The sequence below is a fragment of the Haloarcula sp. HT12 genome, from assembly GCF_055271655.1.
Genome location: NZ_JBUXKW010000005.1, coordinates 443315 through 458676, shown reverse-complemented (window position 1 = coordinate 458676; position 15362 = coordinate 443315). Strand labels below are relative to the sequence as shown.

15 protein-coding genes are annotated in these 15362 nt (G+C 66.4%); 6 read left to right on the top strand and 9 right to left on the bottom strand.

Annotation, left to right across the window (positions count from 1 at the left end; genetic code table 11):
• Positions 1-41: 41 nt before the first annotated feature.
• The 3 genes from ACY9XZ_RS18765 to ACY9XZ_RS18755 form a co-directional block, all read right to left on the bottom strand.
• Positions 42-329 (bottom strand): plastocyanin/azurin family copper-binding protein, encoded by a 288-nt coding sequence (locus ACY9XZ_RS18765; RefSeq protein ID WP_463458521.1) that lies wholly within the window; start codon positions 327-329, stop codon positions 42-44.
• A 243-nt stretch (positions 330-572) separates the two neighbouring features.
• Complete coding sequence (locus ACY9XZ_RS18760; protein ID WP_463458520.1) at positions 573-1727, bottom strand: 5-(carboxyamino)imidazole ribonucleotide synthase; 1155 nt, start codon at positions 1725-1727, stop codon at positions 573-575.
• 25 nt (positions 1728-1752) lie between these two features.
• On the bottom strand, positions 1753-3726 hold the full coding sequence (locus ACY9XZ_RS18755) for a flippase activity-associated protein Agl23 (protein WP_463458519.1): 1974 nt from the start codon (positions 3724-3726) through the stop codon (positions 1753-1755).
• A gap of 136 nt (positions 3727-3862) precedes the next feature.
• Between ACY9XZ_RS18755 and ribH the strand changes: the two genes are divergently transcribed.
• Positions 3863-4276, top strand: coding sequence for a 6,7-dimethyl-8-ribityllumazine synthase (ribH, locus tag ACY9XZ_RS18750; RefSeq protein WP_463458518.1), 414 nt, complete (start codon positions 3863-3865; stop codon positions 4274-4276).
• Positions 4273-5433: a pyridoxal phosphate-dependent aminotransferase gene (locus ACY9XZ_RS18745; RefSeq protein WP_463458517.1), complete on the top strand. Its 1161-nt coding sequence runs from the start codon at positions 4273-4275 to the stop codon at positions 5431-5433. Before ribH ends, ACY9XZ_RS18745 begins: the two co-directional genes overlap by 4 nt.
• A gap of 94 nt (positions 5434-5527) precedes the next feature.
• On the opposite strand, the gene ACY9XZ_RS18740 is transcribed toward ACY9XZ_RS18745, so the two are convergent.
• Complete coding sequence (locus ACY9XZ_RS18740; RefSeq protein WP_463458516.1) at positions 5528-5794, bottom strand: ATP synthase subunit C; 267 nt, start codon at positions 5792-5794, stop codon at positions 5528-5530.
• A gap of 221 nt (positions 5795-6015) precedes the next feature.
• Here ACY9XZ_RS18740 and ACY9XZ_RS18735 point away from each other — a divergent pair, with 221 nt between their 5' ends.
• Positions 6016-6444 (top strand): hypothetical protein, encoded by a 429-nt coding sequence (locus tag ACY9XZ_RS18735; protein ID WP_463458515.1) that lies wholly within the window; start codon positions 6016-6018, stop codon positions 6442-6444.
• A 10-nt stretch (positions 6445-6454) separates the two neighbouring features.
• Here the strand turns inward: ACY9XZ_RS18735 and ACY9XZ_RS18730 are convergent, their stop codons facing one another.
• The 3 genes from ACY9XZ_RS18730 to ACY9XZ_RS18720 are packed head-to-tail and all read right to left on the bottom strand — an operon-like array spanning position 6455 to position 8082.
• Positions 6455-7120: a cupin domain-containing protein gene (locus ACY9XZ_RS18730; RefSeq protein ID WP_463458514.1), complete on the bottom strand. Its 666-nt coding sequence runs from the start codon at positions 7118-7120 to the stop codon at positions 6455-6457.
• Positions 7121-7159: 39 nt separating this feature from the next.
• Positions 7160-7588: an adenylyltransferase/cytidyltransferase family protein gene (locus ACY9XZ_RS18725; protein WP_463458513.1), complete on the bottom strand. Its 429-nt coding sequence runs from the start codon at positions 7586-7588 to the stop codon at positions 7160-7162.
• Positions 7585-8082, bottom strand: coding sequence for a Mov34/MPN/PAD-1 family protein (locus ACY9XZ_RS18720; RefSeq protein ID WP_463458512.1), 498 nt, complete (start codon positions 8080-8082; stop codon positions 7585-7587). The genes ACY9XZ_RS18725 and ACY9XZ_RS18720 overlap by 4 nt, the downstream gene beginning before the upstream one ends.
• A gap of 94 nt (positions 8083-8176) precedes the next feature.
• On the opposite strand from ACY9XZ_RS18720, the gene ACY9XZ_RS18715 reads away from it, so the two are divergent.
• Positions 8177-10090, top strand: a complete 1914-nt coding sequence (locus tag ACY9XZ_RS18715; RefSeq protein ID WP_463458511.1) for a DHH family phosphoesterase — start codon at positions 8177-8179, stop codon at positions 10088-10090.
• Between the two features lie 39 nt (positions 10091-10129).
• Here ACY9XZ_RS18715 and ACY9XZ_RS18710 read toward each other — a convergent pair whose 3' ends face one another.
• On the bottom strand, positions 10130-11764 hold the full coding sequence (locus tag ACY9XZ_RS18710) for a phospholipase D-like domain-containing protein (RefSeq protein WP_463458510.1): 1635 nt from the start codon (positions 11762-11764) through the stop codon (positions 10130-10132).
• 122 nt (positions 11765-11886) lie between these two features.
• Entirely contained in the window at positions 11887-13161 is a 1275-nt protein-coding gene (locus ACY9XZ_RS18705; RefSeq protein WP_463458509.1) for a HEAT repeat domain-containing protein, read from the bottom strand.
• 134 nt (positions 13162-13295) lie between these two features.
• Between ACY9XZ_RS18705 and ACY9XZ_RS18700 the strand changes: the two genes are divergently transcribed.
• Together ACY9XZ_RS18700 and ACY9XZ_RS18695 are read left to right on the top strand one after the other, a co-directional pair.
• The gene (locus ACY9XZ_RS18700) at positions 13296-14918 is read left to right on the top strand and encodes a uracil-xanthine permease family protein (protein WP_463458508.1); all 1623 of its coding nucleotides are present in this window, start codon (positions 13296-13298) and stop codon (positions 14916-14918) included.
• Between the two features lie 2 nt (positions 14919-14920).
• Positions 14921-15343, top strand: coding sequence for a hypothetical protein (locus ACY9XZ_RS18695; RefSeq protein ID WP_463458507.1), 423 nt, complete (start codon positions 14921-14923; stop codon positions 15341-15343).
• Positions 15344-15362: the final 19 nt, after the last annotated feature.

Here is a 15362-nt window from a genome sequence, read left to right as displayed (position 1 = left end):
AAAAAGCACCCAGCATTAACAGAGTGGCGACAGCGGCGGCGTTACTCGCTGTCCGTTACTGCGTCCGGATCCTCGGTCACCACGACGGTCCCGACCATTCCGGCTCGCTCGTGTGGAATGCAGAAGTACGCGTACTCGCCGAGCACCTCGAAGGTGTGCGTGAAATCGTCACCCTCGTACATCGTCCCGCCGGAGGAGTTCCCCCAGTTGTCGCGGGCCGCCTGCTCGGTGTCGAAGCCGCCGGAGGCGAAGTAGTCGGCCTCGTCGGGGATATCGTCTTCGTATGCTGTGACCGAGTGGCCCTGCTTGCTCGTGTTGAGCCACCGCACGGTCGTTCCCGGTTCGACGGCGATGCGAACCGGGCGAAACGCCTTCGCGGACATCCCCACGTCGTAGTCGGTGTCAGCGCTCCCACCGCCGAGACAGCCGGCGAATCCTGCGACCGCTGCCGGGCCGGCCGCACGGAGGAAATCCCGTCGGTCCATACAGTGACTCGGGACCGCAGAGCCAAAGACCGCTCGGTTCCGGACCGCGGAGAGCCCACCGGGCAGTCCGCGGCCTTCACTCGGAAGTCAGTCTGTCGAATCGAAACGCAGCCCGTCACGGAGGTCGCGGGCGTCGGCGAGCAGGCCGTCACGGTCGTCAGCCGTCAGCGTCACGTGCCCCATCTTCCGGAGCTCGTACACCTCGCGCTTGCCGTACCAATGCAGGTGCGCCCGCGGCGTCTCCAGCACGCCGTTTTCACCCTGCAACTCCGCCGGCTGGCGCTCCGCAACGTCCCCGAGGATGTTCGTCGAAACAGTGGGGAACCGCTGGTCAGTCGACCCCAGCGGCTTGCCGGTGACGGCCCGCAGGTGCTGCTCGAACTGCGAAGTGTGACACCCCTCGATAGTCCAGTGGCCGGAGTTGTGGGGCCGCGGTGCGATCTCGTTGAGCAGAATCTCCCCGTCGCTCGTCTCGAACAGTTCGATGCCGAACACGCCGCGGCCGTCCATCGCGTCGAGTACGTCGTGGACGACCTCTCGGGCGCGCTCGCGGACCGTGGCCGAGGCTCGCGCCGGCGCGACGGACTCCCGAAGGATCTCCTCGCGGTGGATGGTCTCGGTCACCGGGAACGTGTCACGCTCGTCCGCGCCGCGACAGCCCATGACCGCGAGCTCGCGCTCGAAGTCGACCATCTCCTCGACCATCGCCGGCCCCGCAATCGCATCGACGGCGTCCTCGACGTCGTCGGGGCCCTCGACGGGGACGTTCCCACGGCCGTCGTAGCCGCCGGTCCGGGCCTTGAGCATCGCGGGGTAGCCCAGTTCCTCGCAGGCCTCACGGAGGTCCGCGGCGCTGTCGACGGCGCGGAACTCGGGGACCGGGACGCCAGCGTCGGCCAGCCGGCGCTTCTGGACGAGCTTGTCCTGAATCGTCCGCAGCGTCTCGGGGTCGGGGTGGACCGGCGTCCCCGTCTCCTCGGCGACCCGTTCGAGGACATCGGGGTCGGCCAGTTCGATCTCGAACGTGAGGTAGTCGGCACGTTCGGCGAGTTCTCGGAGGGTCGATTCCTCGTCGAAGTCGCCGACGAGCTGATCGCGGACCACCGGCGCGGCCGGACAGTCCGGGGTCGGGTCGGTCACGAGCAGTTCGAGGCCGAGCGGCGCGGCCGCCTCGCCCAGCATCCGGCCGAGTTGGCCACCGCCGACCACGCCGACAGTCGGTCCTGGTGACGTGAGCGTCATACCGCGCGCTTTCACAGGAACGGGGTTAAGCGTTCGTTTCTCGGCCGTACGATTCGTGGACCCACACCGTCATGTCGTTCGAGCTGTACTTCGTCCGCATTCGGTGGGTTCGGGGCTCGTATCCGGCGGCTTCGAGTCGGTCGACGGGGACCGTGCTGTCGATCCGTTGGGTAATTACTATCGGCGGCTGCCCGTCCTGGGCCTGTTCGGCGAGCGTATCGGGTCGGTTCTCACACGAGACGTTCACGTCGCCGGCCGCGTAGTACCACGGCAGCGGAAGCGAGTTGTACCACTGCAGACAGGTCGGTCTGGTGTTCCACCACGAGTCGTTCCACTGGCCGCGGTTTTCCTTGACGTAGGCGTCGTCGCCGTCGTAGGCGTCGCCGCTCTCCCCGTGATACATCACCACGTCAGTGCCGTTTCCGTTGGCCGTCGCGATGCGGTCCATCTCCGCCAGATCCGCCCGGAGCGATTCCTGTGGCTGGGCGTACTGGACCAGCGGGTTCCCTTCGAGGTGCTCGTTCGTGTACACCCGCGTGGCGGCAGTGTTGACGACGAGCGCGGTAACGAGCAGAACGAAGGCGGCGGCGATTGCAGCTCCGGTCACGTCGTCGGCCGACAGCGATTCGCTCCCCCACCGAACCACGGCGGCGAGTCCGACGGCGGCCGGAATCGACAGCGGGACGACGACGTGGACGGCGAGCCACGGCGCGCCGATGTCGGTTCCGATAGGGTAGCCCAGAATGGAGACGTAGCCGCCGTAGGCCGCAAACGGAACGAGGTGCCGCGGTTCGACCGTCCCGAGTCGGTCGAGCGCGTATCCGAACAGCGAGAACAGGAGCAGCGGTGCGGCGGTGTAACCGAGCGCTTTCAACAGCACCTCGTAGTGGCCGTCGACGCTCTCGTAGAACGTCTCGATGGATTCGACGAGGCCCGTATCTGTCGTCGTCGCCTTCTCCGAGGCCGGCGAGAACCACTCGCTGTACTGGTCAGCGACGCGCTCCCAGGTGGCCTGGACGAGTTCGGGAAACAGCGACGGGTTCGTCACGCCCGACCAGAAGTTCACGTCGCCGCTTGCCGCCGGCGCTGGCGGGTGTTCGAGGCCGGCGACGCCAGCCCCGCGAGGGGCGTAGAAGAACAGCGAGATCAGGCCGAACACCAGCGCGGCGAGGACGATATGACTCGCGTACGCCGCGAGGACGGACGCGGCGCTGTCGTGGCGGTCACGGAACGAGCGGCCGATGTCGCGGACCAGCCGGACGTCCGCCCAGAAGCGGCCCGACAGCCGGCCCCAGATTGTGCCGGCACTCGGGATGCGACGGAGGAAGCCGAACGCGTCGCGGTAGCCGTTCGGGAGGACGAGCACCTTCGCCAGCAGCAGGCCGGTCGCGCCCAGCCACGTCAGCACGTAGATGATAGCGTTCTCCTTCGAGGCGAACCCCAGCGCCATGAACGCCCCGACGCCGTAGAGATAGCGCGCCTTCCGGGTGTCGACAAACCGAACGAGCAGACCGAAGGCGGTGAACATGAACGCCGCGACAAGCACGTCGCTGCGCATGAACCGCGAGAAGTACAGGAGGACAGGGTTGAGCGCGAGAAAGGCGGCCATGAGCACCGTCTCGTCCGACCGGAGATGCTCGCGGAACAGCAGCGCCGTCAGCGGGAGGAGGCCGCCGACGATAGCGACCGGAAGCCGCATCGTGAAATCCGTCGGCGCGGCGACGGTGAACACCCAGCTATCGACGTGCTGGATGAACGGGCCGTGGATGATGTAGCGGTACGCGAACGAGCCGGAGTCGCGGAGATGCAGCGCCCAGTAGGCCACCCGGCCCTCGTCGAAGTGGGCGACGCGGCTCCCGAGCGCTACGACTCTGAGGACCAACCCGAGAAGCGTCACGGCGACGACGAGCTTCACGGTGGCGCGGGGGTCGTCCGCGAACCAGGACCGGCTCCGGTCCCGGATATCGTGGAGGGCAGACGGCAGGGACGACTCAGCCATACCTGGCTCAAGCACATGGGGCATTAGAATCCTTCTGGTTTCCAACAGGTGTCGCGTGGCTGACAATCTGTGGCCGACACTGCGCGGAGCAGGACGGAACGGTAGTTCTTTAGTCGCCCCTGCCTGGAAATCAGATATGGTGCAGCTCGGGCTGGTCGTCGCCCAGTACGACAAACACGGGGCAGTTATCGAGGAGATGGAGCACGGGGCTCACGAGGCCGCTGCCGACAACGACGCTGAGATTGTCGCATCGATTGACGTTCCGGGGTCCTACGACACGCCGCTGGCTGCCGACCGGCTCGCGCGCCGGTCGGACGTCGACGCCGTGGCCGTCCTCGGTGCGATCATCAGCGGCGACACCGACCACGATCAGGTCATCGGCAACGCCGCCGCACAGGGGCTGACCGACGTGTCCCTCGACCGCGACACCCCCGTCACGCTGGGCATCATCGGCCCGGGTATGAGCCAGGACGAAGCCGAGGCCCGAACCGACAAGGGCGCTTCGGCCGTCCGGAGCGCGATCGAACTCGCCACAGAACTCGAACAATGACTATGGACTTCGCTTCCCGCGTCGAACGTGTAGAACCGAGCGCGACCCTCGCGATCAGCAACAAGGCCGCAGAGCTGGAAGCCGAGGGGAAAGACGTCGTCGACCTGAGCGTCGGCGAACCCGACTTCGACACGCCCGAAAACATCAAGAACGCCGCCAAGGAGGCACTCGACGCCGGCCACACCGGCTACACGTCCTCGAACGGCATCCCCGAACTGAAGGAAGCCATCGCCGACAAGCTTCACGAGGACGGCCTCACCCAGTACGGGCCGGACAACCTCATCGTCACACCCGGTGGCAAGCAGGCGCTGTACGAGATCTTCCAGACCGTCATCGACGACGGCGACGAGGTCGCGCTGCTCGACCCGGCCTGGGTGTCCTACGAGGCGATGGCGAAACTCGCCGGCGGGACCCTGACCCGCGTCGACACCGCCGCCCACGACTTCCAGCTAGAGGGCGCGCTCGATGACCTCGCCGACGCCGTCTCCGACGAGACGGAACTGCTCGTCGTCAACTCGCCGGGCAACCCCCACGGCGCGGTGTACTCCCGCGAGGCGATGGAAGGCGTCCGCGACCTCGCCGTCGAACACGACATCACTGTGATCTCCGACGAGATCTACAAGGAGATTACCTACGACGGCGCTGAGGCTATCTCGCTTGGCACGCTTGAGGGCATGGAAGACCGGACGGTCACGCTCAATGGCTTCTCGAAGGCCTACTCGATGACCGGCTGGCGGCTTGGCTACTTCGCCGGACCGGAGGAACTGGTATCCCAGGCCGGCAAGGTCCACTCCCACTCGGTCTCGTGTGCCGTCAACTTCGTCCAGCACGCCGGCGTCGAAGCGATCCGGAACACCGACGACGCCGTCGAGGAGATGCGCCAGGCCTTCGCCGAGCGCCGCGAGTTCCTCATTGGCCTGTTCGAGGACCACGGCGTGCACGTCCCCGAGCCACAGGGCGCGTTCTACATGATGCCCGAAATCGCTCCCGACGGAGACGACACGGAATGGTGCGATCAGGCTATCTCGGAGGCGCAGGTCGCCACTGTCCCCGGAACCGCGTTCGGGACGCCCGGCTACGCCCGCATCTCCTACGCCAACAGCAAGGAGCGACTGGAGGAGGCCGTCGACCGGCTGGCCGAGGCTGACCTCATCTGAAGAACTGGCAGTACCCCTTCTCGCCGACAATCGATAGCACATCCGTCTGGACGCGGCAAAAGATTGTGCTGGGCCGCGGAAACGGCTACTTTCGCTACGTTACGACGAACACGGTCACCAGCGTGAGGATGACCAGCGTCTCGGGCAGGACTGTGAGAATGAGTCCCCGGCCGAACATATCGGGATCCTCGGCGATGGCTCCGACCGCCGCCGCGCCGATACCGCGTTCGGCGAACCCCGATCCCAGCGCCGCTAACCCGACGGCGAGGGCCGCGAGTCCCCCGGCGAGATAGCTGGCCGCCTCGGCGGAGATCGCGGGACCCCCTGTCTGTAACACGACCGCGCTTGCGGTGGCTGACATGGCAGTTTCCCGTTCGAGGGCGGGGACAATCACCTGACCGATGTATTCCAACCCCTGGTATTCATGGTCGTCTTTTAGCGTGGTCGGCGGCGAAGAAACACGGATGTACAGTTTTCCCGGAGCTTTACTCTCGGTTTCTGCACAGCGCCGGCACTCGGACCGGACAGGGCTTCAGCAGTTCCCGTGCGAACCGTTTTCCCCCGACCGCTGGAACAGCCGGTATGCGAACTCGGAGAGCGATGCTCGCCTGCTCGGCCGGAACGCTCTTTCTAGCCGGCTGTGGGGCCCCTGGCGGCGGCTCGGGCGGCAGTCTGGCAATCGAAACGTCGGACGCGACCGCCGCGGCCGGTGAGACGGCGCGGATAGAGGTGCAAGCCTCGTCCGTCGGCGTTATGACCTGGCAGCTGGCCGAGATTCCCGAGAACTGGCAGGTAACACACGAGAGCTTCGAGCCCGAACCCACCGCTATTCGGGAGTCCTATCCGCCCGAACTGGTCTGGGACCCCGTCGCCGATTCGGTGACGGGAACGCTGGCCGTCGCCGTCCCGGACGACGCGTCGGCCGGGGGGTACGCGCTGGCGGTCGAGGCTGGAACGGATTCCTCGGACGAACGCGTCGTCTCGGAGGCGACGGTCACCGTCGAGGGCTGAGGGGTGCGAGCTACAGGTCCGGCTGCTCGACGTGCCGCTCCCAGAAGGCTGGCTGCGTGTACTTCGCGTAGGCTCCTTGATAGCCGGCGAGTTCCGCAACTGGCGTGAGCAGGTTCGACAGCGATTCGAGCCGTTCCTGTCTCGTGAAGACGGTGTTGCCGTCGAGGCGGTCCGCGATGAGGACCTGCTGGAGCGGGTTGTCGGGGTCGCCCTCCTTGTCGTGAGCCAAGCCGCCAAGCGTCGGGAGCACCTGCCGGAGCCGGCCCGGCGAGTGGATCCGTGTAGTGACGATGGCGCGTTCGTCAGTGTGGTTCTCGAAGGTGTGGGTCACGCCCGTCTCGACGGTGGCCGTCTCGCCCGCTGTCACCTCGCGGTCCGTCCCATCGAGCGTCATCGTCAGCGAGCCACGCTCGACCTCGAAGCGTTCCGGGCTCTGCTCGTGGTAGTGTTCGGGCGGTCCGCTGTAGCCGGCTCCGAAGACGCTGAGGGTCCGGATCGTATCACCCGAGCTCTCTAGCGGGATGCCCCACACGGGCCGTGTCGGGTGTGAGCTGATGGGACCGGTCCACTCCCGGATCCGGTCGGCGAGCCAGCTGTCGGGGTCCAGTTCGAACCCGGTTCCTGCCACTGGGTTGCCGTGGTCGTCCAGCGTTCGGCCTATCGTAACGGTCGACATAGCACTTAGTTGGGCTGTAACCCCGAAAATATTGTCTTCTCAGCAGCGTTCGTCGATAATGCGGTCGATGATGTTCCCCGTGGAAAGCAGTCGCTCGGACGCTTGTGCCTCCAGCGGGCTGGCCCGACGGATCTCACAGTCGATACCGCGGGCGGACAGCGCCGCTTCCAGTTGCTCGTCGTCGTGGTGCTGGTCGTAGCCCAGCGCGATGATGTCCGGTTCGATGCGCTCGATGGGAACGAAGATGTCCTCGGGATGCCCCAGGTGGGCGGTGTCGACCGGTTTGAGCGCGCCGACCATCTCCCGGCGCTGCTCGTCCGGGACCACCGGCGGTTCCTTGTGTGTGACGTTGACCGTGCGGGCGACGATGACGTGCAGTTCGTCGCCCATGTCTGCGGCGTCCTGCAGGTAGTGGACGTGGCCCGGATGCAGAATGTCGAAGGTCCCCTGTGCGACGACGCGGGTCACTGATCGAACTCCTCCTCGCGCAGTTCCGCGTCGATGTCGGCCTGGTCGAAATCGAAGAAGGACTCCTCCGGCGGCTCCACGTCGAGTACCGGGAGGTCGACGACCGAGCCGTCGCTGTCGAAGGCTTTCCAGTCGTCTTGGCCGTACGGGTAGCCGACGATGATGTGGACGTCGCCGCGACCGAACGTGGCGAGGTCGGCGTCGCTAGGCTTGAGAACGCCGTTCGGGTGGGAGTGAATCGACCCCGCCGCTCGCATGTCGTTTGGAACCATGCTCGTCTTGACGGTCGCGCTGACCGGGTTCGACTCCGTCCCCGGAATGACCAGTACGTCGGTCAGCACTGTGCCGTCGTCGTCGAGCCCGAGCTTGCTGGCGTCATCGCCCCGGAGAAAGCCCATGTACTCGTTGGGATGGGCCTCCTCGGAGGCTGCGAGCGCGAACTCGAGTGCGGACTCCGCGATCCCGAGTATCCCGCTCGTTCGGAACAACCCCATACCACGAAGTCGGGTCGGGCGCTTTTTACGCGTTGTGTTCGCCCCTCCGCGGATTCCGAAGAGTACAAACGGGGGAGCACCGAAGGATTGACAAATGTCTTCGCCAACTGGCACCGGTGACGGTGCCACGGTCCCCGACGGCGGGACCATCGTCTACGATCTCGCGGACCAATGTACGTCCGATGATCTCGAAGAAGGCGCACTGTACCACGCAACCGTCAATGGCACCGTCGAATACGGCGTATTCGTCGATCTTTCCGACGCTGTCTCCGGACTCGTCCACGACTCGAACCTCCTGGGCCAGTACGATGTCGGCGACGAGCTTATCGTCGAACTCGGTGAGATTCGCCCCGACGGCGACCTGAGTTTCGAGGAAGTGCAGGTCGCCGACTACGAGGAACAGCACGTCGCACACGGTGATTCGGCCACCGTCAGCGACCTCGGCGACGCCACCGGTACGACGGTCATCGTCGAGGGCCAGGTCGTCCAGATAAAACAGACCGGCGGCCCCACTGTGTTCCAGGTCCGCGACGAGACCGGTATCGTCCCGTGTGCCGCCTTCGAGGAGGCCGGCGTCCGGGCCCACCCCGACGTCGAAATCGACGACATCGTCCGCGTCTCCGGACGCGCCGAGGAACGCGACGACGGCCTGCAGGTCGAGGCCGAATCGCTGACCGTCCTCGACGGCGAGGCAGCCGCCGACGTCCAGAGCGACCTCGACGCCGCACTGGCCGAGGCCGCCGAACCGGCCGACGTGGAGCCGCTGGTCGAGTGGCCCGCCTTCGAAAAGCTGTGGGACGACCTCCGCGAAGTCGCGACGGAACTCCGCAAGACGGTGCTTTCGGGTCGCCCGATCCGGATGCGTCACCACGCCGACGGCGACGGGCTCTGTGCGAGCGTCCCGCTGCAGGTCGCGCTGGAGTCGTTCATCGCCTCCCAGTACGAGGACGCCAGTGCCCCCCAGCACCTCCTCAAGCGCCTGCCGAGCAAGGCCCCCTACTACGAGATGGAAGACGTGACCCGGGACCTCAACTTCGCGCTGGAGGATCGCACCCGCCACGGCCAGAAACTCCCGATGCTGTTGATGCTTGACAACGGCTCCACCGAGGAGGACACGCCGGCCTACCGCAACCTCCGGCACTACGACATCCCGGTCGTCGTCGTCGACCACCACCACCCAGACCCCGAAGCCGTCGAGCCACTCATCGAGCAACACGTCAACCCCTACCTCCACGACGAGGACTACCGCATCACAACGGGTATGCTGTGTGTCGAACTCGCCCGGATGATCGACCCCGACCTCACCGAGGACCTCCGGCACGTCCCCGCGGTCGCGGGCCTGTCGGACCGCTCGGAGGCCGAGGCGATGCGGGACTACATCGACCTCGCCGGCGAGAAGGGGTACGACGAGAGCGACCTGCGCGACATCGGCGAGGCGCTGGATTATGCGACCCACTGGCTGCGCTACAACTCCGGCGAGGAACTGATTACTGACGTGCTCAACGTCGACTGCGACGACCGAGACCGCCACGGGGAAGTCGTCGAGTTCCTCTCGGAGCGGGCCGAGCGCGACGTCGAGGACCAGCTCGATGCCGCGATGAGCCACGTCGACCACGAGCGCCTCGACAACGGCGCGCACCTTTACACAATCGACGTGGAGAACCACGCCCACCGCTTTACCTACCCCGCGCCGGGCAAGACGACCGGCGAGATTCACGACCGGAAGGTCGCCGAGACCGGCGACCCCGTCATCACCATCGGCTACGGCCCGGACTTCGCCGTCCTGCGCTCGGACGGCGTCCGGCTCGACATCCCGCGGATGGTCACCGAACTGACCGAGGAAGTCGACGGTGGCGGCGTCTCCGGCGGCGGCCATCTCGTCGTCGGCTCCATCAAGTTCGTCAAGGGCCGACGCGAGTCGGTCATCGACGCCCTCGTCGAGAAGATGGCCGAGGCCGAGATCGACGAGGAACTCGGAAGCTCGACGGCGCTGCCGGAAGAAGTGTAGGCCGGCGACGCTGGTCCAGCGCACCGCCGGACTCGGTTTCTACCGCTCGAACGCGACCCGACGAGCGGCGAGTCCGGCAACCACGAGAATGCCGAGCAGGGCAACGAGGACCCCGACCGGCGTGTCGAACCCGCCGGCGTCCCAGTCAGCGTCGAAGACAGCTCCGAAGTAGTCGGCCGCGTCGCTGCCGTGAAGCACCAGTAAGACTTCACGGTTTTCGGTCGCTGCCTGTTCGTTCCAGTTGAGGCTGCCGACGACGACACGCTCGTCGTCGATGACGGCACCCTTCGCGTGGATCTTCTCATAGCGGCCGTCGGGGTCGGCTACCTTTGCTGTCAGTGGCGCGTCGTTGCGGTTGGCCCACTCCTGAAACCGCTGTGCCGTCTGCTCGTTCTCCTCGCGGACGTACCAGGCGTCACTGAGCAGCAAGCGGACCTCGACGCCGCGCGACGCGGCCCGGCGGAGCGCCCGGAGCAGCGGGCTGTCCCAGTTCCCGACCGTCGGCTGGATAACGTCGATAGTGTCGTCCGCGTCGTCTATCGTCCCGACGAGTTCACGCTGGGCGTTGTCCGGGGTGACCAGCAGGTCCGTCCGCTGGACTGAGACCGACTCTGCCTCGAACTCCTTCGGGTACGACCCGGTCGCCGGCTCCCCCTGTTCGAACTGCCGGCCCTTGCGGTACTCCTGCCACCGCCGACTGTCCCGCCAATCGGCATCAGATCGGAACGTCTGATTCAGCCCGGTGACGACCCGCGGCTGTGACGTAACGACGCCCCAGCCGCGGCTGCTGTTGCCGCCGGTGCCTGCGGGCTTCCAGTTCTCCGTCAGCACGATGGCCCGCCCGTCGGCGACGGCATACTTCGCGTGGTGATACCGGTATCTGGCCCGGGGGCCTGTCAGCACTTGGACCGAGATGCCGGCGTCGGTCAGTCGGTCAAGGGTGCTTGCTTCAGTGGCTGTGCGGCTGCCAACGGGGTCCCCCTCAAGCAGGATGTGGACCGTCGCACCGCGGCGCTGGGCGGCGATCAGGGCGTCCGCGACTCTGTCCGAGGAGAGTGTGTAGCCGGCCAAGAACACCCGCTCATCAGCATTACGTATCGACCGAAGCGGGGCAGCGGGGGCGTCCGGCAGGGCGAACGCACGGACCTCGCTGCCGGCGGCCCTGACGACCGGACGGTCGCTCGCCCCCAGCGGCCGCCAGCGGATGACTGACCCGTTCACGACGCCGAGTTCTCCCTCCACGGCGTCCGTGTACCGGACGGCGTCGACGGTCTCGTTGCCCCGTTGAAGCCGAATCCGCTCGCCGCCGTTTGCCAGCGCGAGATGTCCGTCGAGACCGACCACAGACCGGTCGGTGAGTTCCCGCGTTCGGTTCGGTGCCGTCGAGACGGCGACGCGCCCGCGCACAGTCGTATTCGGAATGCCGGCGGTGCTATCGCCGTCAGTGAGTGCGTACTGTCCGATATCGGTTCCGTCGGGAACGTCGAGGACGACGAACTCCCCCTCGTCGCCGCCGGCGACAGGGTCCGGGTACACCGCGTGAATCGACGGCTCGGCGGGACTACTGGCTGTTGTTCCGGCAAGAGATTCCGGTCCGACTTGTCCGACTGCGATATACGGACCTATCGCGGTGAGGACGAGCACGCAACAGACGAGTGGGGCGAACGACCGCATCGGGGCGTCTGGCCGCCCGTTCGTACAAAAAGGTTCCCACACTCATACGGACTGCTGTACGTCATTTCCGCTGCAACCGACAAGACCCCGGTGCCGACCGGAAACAGGTACAGCAGTCCGTATCAGGCGCTCGCTGCCTTTTCGGCTTCGGCCTGAACGAGGTACGCGCGGTCGTCCGTGTAGCGGGCGGCTTCCTCAAGCGCCGCTTCGGTTCCGATCTGTCGGAGCGCCCACGCGGCGGAGGCGCGCACGGAGTCGCTGTCGTCGGATTTGAGGATGTCGCTCAGTGGCTCGATAGCGCGGGTGTCACCGAGCAGGCCCAGGGCGCGGGCCGCGACCGAGCGGACCTCCTCGCTGTCGGCGTCGAGTCGGTTGGCGACCGGCTGGACCGACTCCGCGCTGCCGATAGCGCCCAGCGCGCGCAGCGTAACTTTCTGGAGCGCGGGGTCGCCGTCACCGTCGATGTAGTCGTGCAGCGTCTCGGTCGCGCGCTCGTCGCCGATCTTCCCCAGCACCTCGATCGGTCCCTTGTCGCGCTTCTGTGCGCGCTGGTGCATCGCGTCGAAGGCCGGTTCGGCGTCGCTCCCGAGGTTGTACAGGAGGTCGACGATGTACCCGTCGAAGAACTCCGACCCGAGCTTGTCGTAGGCGAACAGGACCTGCTCGAAGTCTCCCTCCTCGGCGTGGAGCTTCGCGGCGTTCCACTCCGGCGGGAAGTCCTTCCGGTTCTCGTTGGTCAGTATATCGTAGAACCCGCGGGCGTCGAGTTGCTCCTGGACTGTCAGGTCGTCCCAGACTTCGGCCTCGTCGAGACCCGTTTCCAGGGTTTCCGCCGCTTCGAGGAGGCCCTCGATTGTCTCCGTGTCTTCGTCGGGGTCGAGGTTTGCCGCTTCGATTGCGTCGGCGACCGTCCCCAGCGCGTCCCCGGCGGCGACGAACTCCCCGCCCGTGTCGGCGCCGTGGTCGACGAACTCCGCGCTTGCGTCGAGGAACGTCTCGACGGCCTCCTGGGCCTCTCCCTCACCGTCGTCGGTCCACTTGCTGTCGGTGACGGTGTCCTGTGCGTCGGTGACGATAGTGACCACGTCCTCGGCGTAGGGGCCGCGCTGTGATTCGAGATCGTCTCGGAGGTCCGAGAGCTGTGACTCCAGTTCCTCGCGGGGGTCCTCGGCTTCGTCGTCGTCCTCGTCGGGTTCGGGCAGGTCGGCGGCTTCGAGGTCGCTCTCGATGTCGTCGAGGGACGACTCCACGTCGTCGAGGTCGGCCTCCGTCTCTGCGGCCTCCAGGGCGTCGCCGGCCTCGTTGAGACGCGATTCCAGTTCTTCGGCGGTCACGTCGATCTCGTCTGCTGCCTCGGCGTCGTCCGACGCGTCGGCATCGTCGTCCCCGTTGCTCATGTCCAAGACTGTGTCGGAGCGGGCCAAGAGCGTTTTCCTTTCGAGGCGGGTCCCGAACTGTCGCAGTGCTGTCGTCCGCTGTGCCAACGAGCAAAGAATATGTATCGGGAGTTGCAGTCCCATGGGTAGCGAGCATGACTGACGCGACACCGCCGGAGGACGGCCAAAACCCGACGACACCGGAGGAACCGAAAACGGCCGGTTTCGTCGAGTACGGCATCGACGACAGGCCGCCGCGAAAGCAGGCGATACTGCTCGGCGTCCAGCACTACCTGACAATGATCGGCGCGTCCGTGGCGATCCCGCTCGGGCTCGCAGGCGCGATGGGGATGTTCGAGGCCGCGCCCGATCAAGTCGGCCGTCTCATCGGGACGTTCTTCGTCGTCTCCGGTATCGCAACGCTCGCCCAGACGACGCTCGGGAACAGATACCCGATCGTCCAGGGCGGGACGTTCTCCATGCTCGCGCCCGGGCTGGCCATCATCGGCGTGCTCGCCCAGCAAGGGGCGGACTGGCAGACCATGCTCGTCGAGCTACAGGGGGCCGTCATCGTCGCCGGTATCGTCGAGATGGTCATCGGCTACAGCGGCCTCATGGGGAAATTGAAGCGGTACGTCGGTCCAGTGGTCATCGCGCCGGTCATCGCGCTCATCGGCCTGGCGTTGTTTAACGTCCCGCAGATAGCGAACCCGAACTTCGGCGACCCCGGGACCGGCCAGAACTGGTGGCTGCTCGGACTGACGATGCTCTCGATCGTCGCGTGTTCGCAGTACCTCGACCGACGCCACCGGGCGTTCAAGCTCTTTCCCGTCCTGCTGGGGATTCTGTTCGCGTGGACCGTCGCGGCCGTGCTATCGGTCACCGGCGTCTTCGCCGCTGGCTCGGTCAGCTACGTCTCGCTGGGCTCAGTCGCGAGCGCGCCGCTGGTTCAGCCGGTGTACCCCTTCCAGTGGGGGCTCCCGCAGTTCACGCCGGGGTTCATCGTCGGGATGTTCGCCGGGATGCTCGCCTCCGTCATCGAGAGCTTCGGCGACTACCACTCCGTGGCCCGCATTGCCGGCCGCGGCGCGCCGAGCGGCCGCCGAATCAACGACGGCATCGGGATGGAAGGTATCGGAAACGTCTTCGCCGGCATCATGGGCACCGGCAACGGGTGTACATCCTACACCGAGAACGTCGGGGCAATCGCTATCACCGGCGTCGCCTCCCGCTACGTCGTCCAGATCGGGGCCGTCGTCATGATTCTGGTCGGCTACTTCGGTCCGGCGGGCCAGCTGTTCGCGACGATCCCGTCGCCGATCATCGGCGGCCTCTACATGGTCATGTTCGGACAGATCGCCGCCGTCGGACTCTCACAGCTCAAGTACGTCGATCTCGACGCCAACCGGAACGTCTTCATCGTCGGCTTCGCGCTCTTTGCCGGCCTCGCAGTGCCCGAGTATATGAGTCAGCTCGGACAGGGAATGGACGTCGGCGGCTCGACGGCCCTCCAGCAGGGCCTTGCGGCTGTCCCGGTTCTGGGGAGCGTCCTCGGGACCGATGTCGTCTCGACCACGCTGTTCGTCATGGGCGGCACCGGAATGGTCGTCGGCGGCATCGTCGCCTTCGTCCTCGACAACACCGTCCCCGGAACCCGCGAGGAGCGCGGTCTCGCAGCCTGGGCCGCGCTCACGGAGGACGACAGCGAATACGTCTCAGCGATAGACCGCATCCGCGGGCGCGGCGATGAGCGTCCGCCAGCAGTGAGCGACGACTGACCGTGGTCGACGACAGCGACGGTGCGGCTGCAGACGCCACATCACCCATTAGGGCCGAGCGGTACACCGGCGCGCTCCGAACCGGGGGGACTGTCGTCCTCGGTGCTGACCGCCTGGTGGTCGACCGTGGCGACGATCCGGTCGTTGTCGACCTCGACGATGTGGTCGAGGTGAGTCTGCAGGACATCGACTGGTTCCTCGCGGTGATGAGCGTCGCGCTGGTCGGGTTCGGCCTGCTGTCGCTCGACCGATCTGTCCTGCTCGGCGGGGCCTTCGCCGTCGCCGGCGCAGTCAGCCTCGCGCTCACCTACCGCAAGCGGAACGCCCTCAGGATACGGGTCGCTGGCCGTACCGACCCGCTCAGATGTTTCCCCGCAGAACCACAGACACTGCTTGCCGAACTGGAAGCGGTGCTGGCCGACTGACCGGAAACCGCCTACACTT